The sequence below is a fragment of the Pseudoalteromonas sp. BSi20439 genome, from assembly GCF_000241165.1.
GTDB lineage: Bacteria > Pseudomonadota > Gammaproteobacteria > Enterobacterales > Alteromonadaceae > Pseudoalteromonas.
In genome coordinates this window covers 18,407-30,298 of the sequence record NZ_BADW01000204.1, presented here as the reverse complement: position 1 = coordinate 30,298, position 11,892 = coordinate 18,407, and the positions used below count along the sequence as shown (strand labels likewise).

At 40.9% G+C, this 11,892-nt stretch carries 8 protein-coding genes; 5 read left to right on the top strand and 3 right to left on the bottom strand.

Annotated features, from left to right (window positions below; all coding sequences use genetic code 11):
* Positions 1 to 343: 343 nt before the first annotated feature.
* Positions 344 to 1,267, top strand: coding sequence for a glutaminase B (glsB, locus tag P20439_RS15660; RefSeq protein ID WP_008468240.1), 924 nt, complete (start codon positions 344 to 346; stop codon positions 1,265 to 1,267).
* Positions 1,268 to 1,289: 22 nt separating this feature from the next.
* Here the strand turns inward: glsB and P20439_RS15655 are convergent, their stop codons facing one another.
* Positions 1,290 to 2,594 (bottom strand): inosine/guanosine kinase, encoded by a 1,305-nt coding sequence (locus tag P20439_RS15655; protein WP_036934416.1) that lies wholly within the window; start codon positions 2,592 to 2,594, stop codon positions 1,290 to 1,292.
* A 177-nt stretch (positions 2,595 to 2,771) separates the two neighbouring features.
* Here P20439_RS15655 and tadA point away from each other — a divergent pair, with 177 nt between their 5' ends.
* Complete coding sequence (gene tadA, locus P20439_RS15650; protein ID WP_008468236.1) at positions 2,772 to 3,278, top strand: tRNA adenosine(34) deaminase TadA; 507 nt, start codon at positions 2,772 to 2,774, stop codon at positions 3,276 to 3,278.
* Here tadA and P20439_RS18690 read toward each other — a convergent pair.
* Both P20439_RS18690 and mltF read right to left on the bottom strand, forming a co-directional pair.
* Positions 3,275 to 3,445 (bottom strand): hypothetical protein, encoded by a 171-nt coding sequence (locus tag P20439_RS18690; protein WP_008468235.1) that lies wholly within the window; start codon positions 3,443 to 3,445, stop codon positions 3,275 to 3,277. The two genes, tadA and P20439_RS18690, sit on opposite strands and share 4 nt — an antisense overlap.
* A gap of 196 nt (positions 3,446 to 3,641) precedes the next feature.
* Entirely contained in the window at positions 3,642 to 5,045 is a 1,404-nt protein-coding gene (gene mltF / locus P20439_RS15645) for a membrane-bound lytic murein transglycosylase MltF (RefSeq protein ID WP_008468233.1), read from the bottom strand.
* A gap of 211 nt (positions 5,046 to 5,256) precedes the next feature.
* On the opposite strand from mltF, the gene purL reads away from it, so the two are divergent.
* The 3 genes from purL (at position 5,257) to P20439_RS15630 (ending at position 11,886) form a co-directional block, all read left to right on the top strand.
* Entirely contained in the window at positions 5,257 to 9,147 is a 3,891-nt protein-coding gene (purL, locus tag P20439_RS15640) for a phosphoribosylformylglycinamidine synthase (protein ID WP_008468225.1), read from the top strand.
* Between the two features lie 122 nt (positions 9,148 to 9,269).
* Positions 9,270 to 11,711 carry a YdbH domain-containing protein gene (locus P20439_RS15635; protein WP_008468223.1) on the top strand — a complete coding sequence of 814 codons (2,442 nt, stop codon included), beginning with the start codon at positions 9,270 to 9,272 and terminating at the stop codon, positions 11,709 to 11,711.
* Entirely contained in the window at positions 11,704 to 11,886 is a 183-nt protein-coding gene (locus P20439_RS15630) for a YnbE family lipoprotein (protein ID WP_008468221.1), read from the top strand. Before P20439_RS15635 ends, P20439_RS15630 begins: the two co-directional genes overlap by 8 nt.
* Positions 11,887 to 11,892: the final 6 nt, after the last annotated feature.

The window sequence follows — 11,892 nt, the reverse complement described above, 5'->3', positions numbered from 1 at the left end:
CCGCTCTTGCATATCTTGTGCTCCATGGAATTCGTATTCCTATACATCAAACAAAACAGCTTGGATCTAAACAAAATAGTGGGATGTTCTATTGTATTGTCGCTATAAATTAGCGCACTGGCTCCAATAACAGAACCACGTTACAGCAAAATGCTGGTTTTTTATTGTTTTAAATTTGAAGATGAATTACGCAATACCTTAAAAAAAGAGACTGCCAGCCAATCTCATTATGTATATGCTTCCTATCAGATTACTAATAACTTATAGACTTAACATTCTCATGCAGTTATAGATCCTACGTGTTAAAATTTGATTTTAACTTTGCATATTATTGAGGTGTCTATTGCCAACCAATGATTATCAACGAGTGCTAAATGAGATAACTCAAGAGGTTAAACCTTTATTGAGCCAAGGTAAGGTTGCTGATTATATCCCTGCACTTGCTGAAATTGATCTTGAGCAGTTTTCTATTGCCATTTACACCACTGAGGGGGAGATATTTTGCGCGGGTGATTGTGAACAGCGTTTTACTATTCAATCTGTTTCTAAAGTAATGACTCTTACATTAGCGCTGCAACGTTATGGCGATGAACTATGGAGTAGAGTGGGTAAAGAGCCCTCTGGAACAGCATTTAATTCACTGACACAGCTTGAGTTTGAAAAAGGCATACCCCGTAACCCATTTATTAATGCGGGTGCCATAGTTACCTGTGATGCTTTATATAGTCGTTTATCAGCACCCATGCACTCTATGCTGGAAACATTTCGCGATTTATCTGGTAATCGAAGTATCGTAATAGATAAACAAGTGGCTAATTCAGAGTATGAGTTTAGGCATCGAAATGCGGCAATGGCACACTTAATGAAATCATTCGGTAACTTTGAAAATGAAGTTGATGATGTGCTGTGGTCATACTTTAATTTTTGTGCCATAGAACTTAATTGTATCGAACTTGCTAAGGCGTACAATTTTTTAGCTAATAAAGGGATAGACTATAGTTCTTCTAAACGAGTGCTTTCTAGTCGTCAGAATAAGCAACTAAATTCGTTGTTATTTACCAGTGGTTTATATGATGCGGCGGGTGATTTTGGTTATCGAGTAGGAATGCCGGGCAAATCAGGTGTTTCTGGCACTATATTGGCGGTGTTACCGAATAGATTTACTGTGGCAGTGTATTCCCCAGGATTAAACTCTTTTGGTAATTCAGTCGCAGGAATAGCAGCATTAGAGCTGCTATCTAAAAAGCTTGATATATCTATATTTTAAATACGCTTAGTGCATTGGGATTTTATTGCTCCCAATACACTTGCTCTAAGCAATCTTCGCGCTCTGGTAAGCCACGTGATAAGCGTGGAGAATGCTGAACCAGTACTTCGTAACTTGCACGGTTGGCGTATTTACTAATTTGAGCGAGCGAAGAGTAGGTAATCGCTTGTTGCTGATGTTTTGCTGAATTAGCAACGTTCAACTTATGATAAACATTCGCTGATAAGTCATGCAATACAGCGGCTAAAGCACAATCACCAGCGCCGTTGGTATTTTTAATCGAGTCAGGCCCGCCCATAAACGGAGCAGTATGACTATATGCCTTTATTGGGTTTTCACAGTCAACTTTACGCATTGCACGTGAAAACTCATAACGATTAAAGTCAGGGATAGCACCAGGCAAAAGTGGATACTCTGTTTCGCGTTTGAAACTGTCATCAACAAAACCGGCCATAAATAAGCCTTTTTCACCGGCAGTACAAATTACTAAATCAACCCAGTCTAATGCTTTGTCGGCAGCTAGTAATGGATCTTCAAATCCAGTAATTGCTTGGCCTTCTTCTTCGTTCATAGCAAGGATATCAACATGCTTTTCTACAAAGTTAGCCCACCATGTCGGATCCTGCTCGATAAGAAACTTAGTACCGAGTGTTAATACAACCGGTACATCTGCATCGTTAGCATACTTGATTGCTTGCATGGTCGCTTCGGTCATGGTTTCATCGCCTTGAGTACGCATTAAATAAGCGCTAATCACTAATGCCGATGAGCCTTCGATTAGCTCTTTATCAATTGACTCAGGCTTTAGATAATTCATTAGGCCAGCACTAATGGCAAAGGTGCGTTCACCCGTTTCATCAATCAATGTGAAACAGCGGCCTATAGGACCATCTACAGGCTGTAAGTAGTCTAAGTCTACGCGACTTGAGTTATTACATAAAAAGCGATAAGCATAACTGCCTATTTTTATGTTTTCACTCATTACACCTAATAGCACCGAACGGTCATCAGCAAGTACGGAATAGTTGTGCATCGTGTTGCCAACGGTTCCGCCTGCGAATTCGTAATCGACCATGTCGTTTAGTTTTAAGCGATCGTATAAAGCATTGGTGATGTCATTATCTATAACTTGCGACATCCCTCGGCGCAATTGAAATTCATCGAGAAAAGCTTGGTCAACCTTAGCTTCTATATCAACAACGATTTGATCGATTCCCGTAATATAGCTGCGGTGTAATCGCTCAGTGGCGTTAAGTTGATTGGTCAGTGGATCTTTGGCTTCCACTGGAAAATAATGTTTATGCCTGCGGCGTCCAGGAAATTTCATTTGCTACCCGTGTTGTGAGCTAAATAAAAAAAGCGAGAGATTATAGCGTAAATCCTGCCTTATGAGCCATGACAAACCACTTAAATTTGTTTTATTTTTGCAATAAAGTGATCAATGACGCATTTTATTGCGCTAAGTTGGTATAATTACGGCATAAAAAATAGTTAAGTAATAATAATGACAGAGCCATTTGACGACCAATATTGGATGGAACAAGCGCTTGTGTATGCAAAACAAGCGGAGCAGCTAGATGAGATCCCGGTAGGGGCTATAATTGTTAAAGATAATCAGCTTATTAGCGCAGGCTATAATCGTTCAATTACTGATAACGACCCGTCGGCTCATGCTGAGATGATAGCGGTACGTGAAGCAGGAAAAGTACTTAATAATTACCGCTTAATTGACTGTACTCTTTACGTCACGCTAGAGCCATGCTCTATGTGCGCAGGTCTGTTAGTGCACAGCCGAATTAAACGTTTAGTATTTGGTGCAGCCGATGCTAAAACGGGTTCTGCTGGTTCTATTATGAACTTGTTGCAAGAACCTCGTTTAAACCATCAAGTAGAAATAACGGGTGGGGTTTTAGAGACACAATGTGCAGAGACTATTTCTAGTTTTTTTAAGCGTCGCCGAGCACAAATTAAAGCGGCAAAGCTAGCCGCTCGCAACCTTAACAACGATTAATCAGCTGCTGCTATTAAGGCGTCTAGCTCAGCCATTTGCTGCATAGCAAACATACGACGGCGCCAAATTATCTTTTTATGTAAGTTTCTTAACATCACTCGACGACGAGTGGCAGTTGAGTGTTTTATACAACGTTTAAGCTGATGTGTACGTCTACGTTTAAGCATTACTTATCCTTATGTGCTTGGTGATGACACAGATTTTAATACAATTGAGCCAGATTATTGAATAATTGATTGCAAGTAAACAACTATTTGCTTTTCTAACATGTAGCTAATATGCGCGAAATTTTCATAGCGCTTTTATTTTTCTTTTTCTACGCCATCACTAATACGTTGATTTGCATCACCTGGTTTAATGCTTTTATCTTTTATCTTTTGTTTCTTTTTCTGTTTCGGAAGTTGGCGGTATAGTTGTCATTGCATTGTTTTCATCTAGCCAAACAAGTGCATCGTAATAGCGACGAATATTATCAACATAAGTCACTGCAACATCACCGCGAGCATAGCCATAGCGTGTGTTACGGTAGTGACGTTTTTTTACTAGCAATGGTAAGCGCTTTTTAACGTCAGCCCATTTATCAGGGCTAGCGCCTTGCTGTTCGGTAATTATGCGGGCATCGTTGACGTGCCCCCAACCAACATTATAAGCGGCAAGTGCAAGCCAAGTACGATCAGGCTGCGGGATTCTATCAGGTATACGCTTGATTAATTTAGCTAAGTATTTCGCACCGCCACGTATGTTTTGTTCTGGTTCTAAGCGATTAGTAACACCGACTTGTTTTGCTGTGCGCCTTGTTAGCATCATAATACCGCGTACACCCGTTGGTGATTTAGCTCGTGGGTTCCACATCGACTCTTGATAACTCAATGCAGCAAGTAAGCGCCAATCAAGGCTACCCGCATATTGCACAAACCAAGGTTGATATTTAGGCAGTGTTTCTTTTATTGCATCTATGTAGGCTAAGGTATTAACGTAATTAAACTGACGTACATGGCCAAAGTACTTCTCTTCAAGTACATAAAGTTGATTGTTTTGTTTTGCTTCACCAAAAAAAGGAACTAGCAATGCGTACAATGAGTCATCATTCGACTTTTTAAGTATCCATGCAATTGAATCATTACGGGTAACTGAAAAGCCAATACTCAAGTTAGGGTGATAGCGCCTAAACAACGCTAATGTATGAGAATCCGCTAAGGTGTAATCTATTTCCCCATCAATAACGGCTTGTAATAACTCTTCTTCATCAAACTCTTCGGTTTCATTCCAAGTTAAATCTGGGTTGTTTTGTTTTATTTCTTCTAATGTTAATGAATGACTACTTTTAGCAATAATGGTGAAGTTACCAGTTAAATCATCAAAATCTCTTGGCCGTTCACGACCTTGCTTAAATACTAATTTTTGACTTATTGTTCTGTAAGTTGGGCCATAGCGGTAGCGTTCGGCGCGCGCCTTATTAAAAGTAAGTCCAGAGGCAATTAAATCGAGATCGCCACTATCTAAGCGCGCAAACATATCGGATAAATTAAAAAAGGGTACAATTTCAAGCTCTACCCCTAAGTAGTCTGCAAACGCTTGAGAGAGCTCAAATTCAAATCCTTGCTCCCCTTGAACGGCTTGATAGTAATTACTTGCACTGGCAAGTGTACCAATACGAATTTTGTTTTCAGATTTGATTTGGGCAAGCTGTGTTGATTGCTCTTGTGTATTACATGCACACAAAAGTATGACTAACGTAATGATTGTTATTAGCTTTATCTTCAACATATTCGCCTCTTTAGCATCGTAGCTCCTGTTATAACAAAACTTACTGATTACGTCACTTATCGTTTAAGCGCAGTGAGTAAAAAATAGGTGTAAACAAAAAGAAAAAGTTAATTTAATGAAAAGCGCATTTTTGAGTTAAATCTGAGAGTAATTTGGACTATAATACGCGCCTAAAATATCGTTCAATCCCTAACCCCGGGTGAAATTACTTATGTTGATCCTTCGTGGTGCACCAGCACTTTCAGAGTTCAGAGTTAATAAAATTTTAGCGCGTTGCCAACAATCGCAACTTCCTGTCACCAATGTATATGCCGAATACGCTCACTTTGCCGATTTAACATCGCCATTAAACACTGATGAGCACACCAAACTTGAAAAGTTATTAACCTACGGCCCAACAATTGCTGAGCATGCGCCAGCAGGTCAGTTGGTATTAGTAACGCCTCGCCCTGGTACTATTTCGCCATGGGCTTCAAAAGCGACTGATATCGCTCATAACTGTGGGCTTAAGCAAGTTCATCGCGTAGAGCGAGGAATAGCATATTATGTTGAGGGTGATTTAAGCACCGATCAGCTTACACAGGTTACAGCGCTTCTTCATGACCGCATGACTGAAGCTACTCACAGCAAATTAGAAGATGCAGCGCAGTTATTTCGCAGCGATGCGCCACGCCCAATGTCATCAGTTGATATTTTAGGTGGCGGCCGCGAAGCATTAGCCGTAGCCAATATAGAGCAAGGGTTTGCACTTGCTGATGATGAAATTGACTACTTAGTAGAAAACTTCATCAAGTTAGGGCGCAATCCTAACGACATCGAATTATTCATGTTTGCACAAGCAAACTCAGAGCATTGTCGTCATAAAATATTTAATGCTGATTGGACTATCGATGGTATTGAACAGCCAAAGTCGCTGTTTAAAATGATTAAAAATACCTTTGAGCACAATCCTGAAAATGTATTGTCTGCTTATAAAGATAATGCAGCTGTAATGAAAGGCTCAAAGGCGGGTCGCTTCTTCCCGAATGTGCAAGGTGAATATGCGTATCATCAAGAAGACATTGAAATCTTAATGAAAGTTGAAACCCATAACCACCCAACAGCAATAGCTCCTTTCTCTGGTGCGGCGACTGGGTCGGGTGGTGAGATTCGTGATGAAGGCGCAACCGGTCGAGGCTCTAAGCCAAAGGCGGGTTTGGTAGGTTTTACTGTATCTAATTTACGTATTCCAGGTTTTGAACAGCCTTGGGAGAGTGATTTTGGTAAGCCTGGCCGTATTGTTAATGCCCTAGACATTATGACTGAAGGCCCATTAGGTGGTGCTGCGTTTAATAATGAGTTTGGCCGTCCTAACCTTTTAGGTTATTTCCGTACTTACGAAGAAAAAGTAACGAGTCACAATGGTGAAGAGGTACGTGGTTACCACAAGCCAATTATGCTTGCCGGTGGTCTAGGTAATATTCGTGCTGATCATGTTCAAAAAGGCGATATTCCAGTAGGCGCAAAATTGATTGCGCTTGGCGGCCCTGCAATGAACATTGGTTTAGGCGGTGGTGCTGCATCTAGCATGGCATCGGGTCAATCAAACGAAGATTTAGACTTTGCTTCTGTTCAACGTGAAAACCCAGAAATGGAACGTCGTTGTCAAGAAGTGATCGACAAATGTTGGCAGCTAGGTGATGCAAATCCTATTGCGTTTATACATGATGTGGGCGCTGGTGGTTTATCAAATGCATTCCCTGAGCTTGTAGATGATGGTGGCCGTGGTGGTAAATTCCAGCTGCGCGATATCCCTAATGATGAGCCAGGCATGGCTCCACACGAAATTTGGTGTAATGAATCGCAAGAGCGCTATGTGCTTGCTGTGGGCGTTGAAGACTTTGCACGCTTTGAAGCAATTTGTAAGCGTGAGCGCGCACAATATGCAGTTATTGGTGAAGCAACAGAAGAGCGTCATTTAACGGTTGCGGATAGTCATTTTGATAACAGCCCTGTAGATTTACCACTGGATGTATTACTAGGTAAAGCACCTAAAATGCATCGTGATGTTACTTCGCAACAAGTAGTAGGCACTGCACTTGATATGGATGCTATTAATCCTGCGGATGCAGCGCAGCGTTTATTACGTTTACCAACCATTGCAGAAAAAACCTTCCTGATTACTATCGGCGATCGCTCTGTAACTGGTTTAGTAGCGCGCGATCAAATGGTAGGCCCATGGCAAGTGCCTGTGGCTAACTGTGCAGTTACCGCAGCAACTTACGATACCTACCACGGTGAAGCTATGTCACTAGGTGAACGTACTCCAGCGGCATTACTTAATTATGGCGCCTCAGCACGTTTGGCTGTGGCCGAGTCTCTTACAAATATTGCTGGTGCTAATATTGGTGGCTTAGAAAACATTAAGTTATCTGCAAACTGGATGGCGGCTGCGGGTCACCCTGGCGAAGACGCAGGTCTATATGAAGCGGTAAAAGCCGTAGGTGAAGAGTTATGTCCAGCACTTGGGTTAACAATTCCTGTAGGTAAAGATTCTATGTCGATGAAAACGACATGGAAGAACGAAGATGATGCTACAGAGCAATCTGTAACATCACCGTTATCGCTTATTATCACTGCGTTTGGTCGTGTTGAAGACGTACGTAAAACAGTGACCCCACAGTTACGAACAGATAAAGGCGATACATCGCTTATTTTAGTTGACTTAGGCGCGGGTAAAAACCGACTGGGCGCATCAAGCCTTGCACAAGTATATAAGCAGCTTGGTGATGTTACTCCTGATGTAGACAGCCCTGAGTTACTAAAAGGCTTTTACAATGCTATGCAGGCGCTAGTGGCTGATAGCAAGCTACTTGCGTATCACGATCGTTCAGACGGTGGCTTGTTTACAACTATCGCTGAAATGGCGTTTACCGGACATACCGGTGTAACCGTAGATTTAGCGACTTTGACAGGCTCTGATATTGAAGCGCTTTATAACGAAGAGTTAGGTGCTGTAATTCAAGTAGCAAACAGTGATTTAGATGCTGTAAAAGCTGTATTTGAGCAGCATGGTGTTGCCGCAATTAGCCATGTGATTGGCTCGCTTAATAATGACGATAACATTGTATTTAATCGTGGTGAGCAAACAGTACTTAATCATACTCGTACTGAGCTTCGTACAATTTGGGCCGAAACAACCTATCAGATGCAAGCGCGTCGTGATAACCCTGAGTGTGCTAAGCAAGAGTTTGACGCTAAATTTGATGCAAAAGACCCAGGCTTAAACGTTAAACTTAACTTTGACTTAAACGAAGATATTGCTGCACCGTACATTGCGACAGGTGCTAAGCCACAAATGGCTATTTTACGTGAGCAGGGCGTTAACTCGCACCTAGAAATGGCTGCTGCGTTTAACCGTGCTGGTTTTGCTGCGGTAGATGTTCACATGAGTGATATTTTAGAAGGTCGTTTAACGCTTGAACAGTTTAAAGGTTTAGTGGCGTGTGGTGGCTTCTCTTACGGTGACGTATTAGGCGCCGGTGAAGGCTGGGCTAAGTCAATATTGTTTAACGATATGGCACGCGATCAGTTCCAAAGCTTCTTCCATCGTGAAGATACCTTTAGCTTAGGTGTATGTAACGGTTGTCAGATGCTATCAACATTAAAAGAGTTGATTCCAGGTACTGAACATTGGCCGCGCTTTGTAACTAATAAGTCAGAGCGTTTTGAAGCACGCTTTAGTCTGGTTGAAATTCAAGAAAACCCATCGGTGTTCTTTAATGGTATGGCAGGTTCACGTATGCCAATTGCAGTTTCTCATGGTGAAGGTCATGCAGAATTTGCAAATGATGCGGCAACTAAGGCTGCACTTGCAAGCGGCACCGTAGCAGTTAAATTCGTTGATAACTACGGTAACCCAACAACACAGTACCCAGCAAACCCGAATGGTTCACCTGAAGGGATCACGGGTATTACATCAACAGATGGTCGTGCAACTGTAATGATGCCACACCCTGAACGTGTATTCCGTGCGGTTGCTAACTCTTGGCATCCAGATGAGTGGGCTGAGGATAGCCCATGGATGCGTATGTTTAGAAATGCGCGTAAAAATGTAGGTTAATATACACGCTAGATTCATGATCTAAATGTAAGATAAAAAGGCTGCCTTGTGCAGCCTTTTTTGTTTAGACTGTTCAAGGTTCAAGGTTCAAGGTTCAAGGTTCAAGGTTCAATAAGGATAGTATGATCAAACGCATCGCATGGGGAGTCGTGTTTTTATTTCTGAGTGTTTTAACACTGGGTTATGTATTTCGTATGCCTATAACTCAATGGGCTATAGCGCCAACTTTGAGCCAATCTGGCGTTGAACTACATTGTTTAGATTGGTCACTAAACTCAAATATTAGCTTAGACGTAAACCGATTATGTTTGACTTACCAAGGCCATCAAATTGAGCTTGGTGGAATTGTGGCTGATACAAAAAAAATAACTGTTGGCCGCGCTAATCTTCGTTTAAATGATAGCGAGAGTGTCTCAACAAGTAATAACTCCTTCAAAAAGCTGGCACTTAGTTTACCCAAAGAGCGGCCGAAAATTGATATCAAAAGATTGTTAATTACCCACCCACAACTTCATGATGAATTAGTGGTTAGCATTGGTGAAGAGAAGCTAAATACATTTGTGATTTCAGGTGATGCGATTGCAGAAGTAACAGTTAGCAATCATAAAATTACTGGTCACTTTAAGTTAGCAGATGGATTACTAACAAAGATAAAGCCGATACCCGCGCTTTCATTAAACAGTGGGCATGAGTTCACCTTTGATGGGTTATCCGTTGATATAAAATCAAACATAGATGCTGAGTTTACACAGCAGTTTAGTAAATGCCCAGTAACGCTAAAGGCTTTTGGTGATATGAATATTTACTATCACTTTAACGATAAAAAAGCCTTGTTAAATACACAGCAATTAACCAGCTTGGTAACGTTTGATAGTGATTGTTTGACGCTTATAAGCAATCAATCACAGCGTGAATTTGTAGCCAAGCAGCTGCCGTTAAAATGGCAATTGATGCTTAGTGATACGGTAAAGTTTGAAAACGGACAACTTGTTATACCGTCAATGCTATTAAACACTAAAAATAGTGAAACGAAGCTCAGCCTGAAAAACCTAGCAATTAATATTCAGCAGCCGTTAGAGTATGCCAAAGGCAATATTAAGTTATTGTTTATCAGTGAAGACGTTGAGCATATAGAAATAGATGCAGCTTTAAATAACTTGGCTGTGAATGGCAACTACCAATTAAAAGTTGATGAGCTGCCTGGTTTTTTACCCGCATCAGCTAAAAAGGTAGCAAGCACAGGTCAATTTAAAATAGCGGATGTTTTACAACATAAAAAAAATGCGAAAATAACCAGCGAGATTGCTTTTGCTGAGCTTAGTTTTGATAAATTAACAGTAAAGAGCTACAAGGCACAGTTTACGACTGAGCTTGACGATAAACAAAATATAAAGGCTAGCCTAAATAGCCAATTACGCTCAGTGGCTTATGAGCAATACCAAGTGCGCGGTGTAAATAATCAATTATCAGCATCTTCTAGTTTGGCTGTTGGCGAATTATTTGTCGATTTAAACAGTGAAACTAAACTTACCCAATTTAACAGTGCTCTTTTAAACCTAAGTAATATTCGCATAAGCTCCAAAGGCCTGCAAAGTCGGGCGCTTCAAGCCTCACATCATATATTTATTGATGGTATTGAGTTGGTAGCCAGTCACCACATATCTGCTGCGGAACATCCATTTGAGATAACAGTTGCAGATCAAGCTGTGACTAAACTTAACCCTGTTTTACAGCAGTTTGAACCATTAGCCACGCTGACCGACGGTAGCTTTAATGGGGTTGTTCGCGGAGATGTTAATTTACAGCAGGCTGAGTTTGCATTTCAAGTAGAACAGGTAAGTGGCTTATACAACGATTATTTAGCTACGCATTTTAGCAGTCGCTTAACGGGTTCTTATGATTCAGGGCAGCTTAATGTGGCTCCTACTACATTTGAATTAAATGAGTTACGAGCAGGTGCTGTTGTGAGTAACATTGTCGGTAATTTTAGTGTTGAGAACTCTATTGCTCGCGCTGAAAAAATAACTGCTGATGTACTTGGTGGTCGTTTTGCTTTGGATAGCTACAAAGTGACTGAAAAAGCGCAGCAGTCTTTGGTCATATTTGAAAATATTGATGCGAGTAAACTTATTACCTTAGATGATAAATCGGGCATAACACTAACTGGTCGAGTGAATGGCCGCTTACCCGTTTACTTTGATCAACAAGGTATTTCGGTAAAATCTGGTGAATTATCTAACCAAGGAACAGGTAAACTAGTTATTACTGACAATGCAGCTTTTGATGCAGTTAAAGCTCAGCAACAAGAACTGGACCCGATTTTAAGCTTGTTGGAAGATTTAGACATTCAGAGCTTAAACAGTAGTGTTGACTTAAAGCCTGACGGTTGGCTTTATTTAGGTGTAAACTTAAAGGGATACAATAAGGAACAGGCGCAGCAAGTTAACTTTAATTACAACCATGAAGAAAATGTTTTTACACTCTTAAGAGCATTGCGCTTAAGTGATGAAATTACTCAAAAAGTTGAACAAGAGTATTCAACAAAAGGAACTAAAAATGACTAAATGGCTGATAATACTTACAGCACTGGGGTTGCTTAGTGCATGTACGCACCGCGTTGAAGTGGCAGCGAAAGAGCCAATCACTATTAATTTAAATGTTAAGGTTGATCATGAAATTCGTGTCAAAGTAGATAAAGAGCTCGATAATTTATTTAGCGATGACAGTGAGTTATTTTAAGGAGCT

What these genes read in the sequence shown, in the direction of transcription:
- P20439_RS15655 (WP_036934416.1), bottom strand. Translation starts at nt 2,594, where the DNA reads ATGAAATTTCCTGGACGCCGCAGGCATAAACATTATTTTCCAGTGGAA.
- tadA (WP_008468236.1), top strand. Translation starts at nt 2,772, where the DNA reads ATGACAGAGCCATTTGACGACCAATATTGGATGGAACAAGCGCTTGTG.
- P20439_RS18690 (WP_008468235.1), bottom strand. Translation starts at nt 3,445, where the DNA reads ATGCTTAAACGTAGACGTACACATCAGCTTAAACGTTGTATAAAACAC.
- mltF (WP_008468233.1), bottom strand. Translation starts at nt 5,045, where the DNA reads ATGTTGAAGATAAAGCTAATAACAATCATTACGTTAGTCATACTTTTG.
- purL (WP_008468225.1), top strand. Translation starts at nt 5,257, where the DNA reads ATGTTGATCCTTCGTGGTGCACCAGCACTTTCAGAGTTCAGAGTTAAT.
- P20439_RS15635 (WP_008468223.1), top strand. Translation starts at nt 9,270, where the DNA reads ATGATCAAACGCATCGCATGGGGAGTCGTGTTTTTATTTCTGAGTGTT.
- P20439_RS15630 (WP_008468221.1), top strand. Translation starts at nt 11,704, where the DNA reads ATGACTAAATGGCTGATAATACTTACAGCACTGGGGTTGCTTAGTGCA.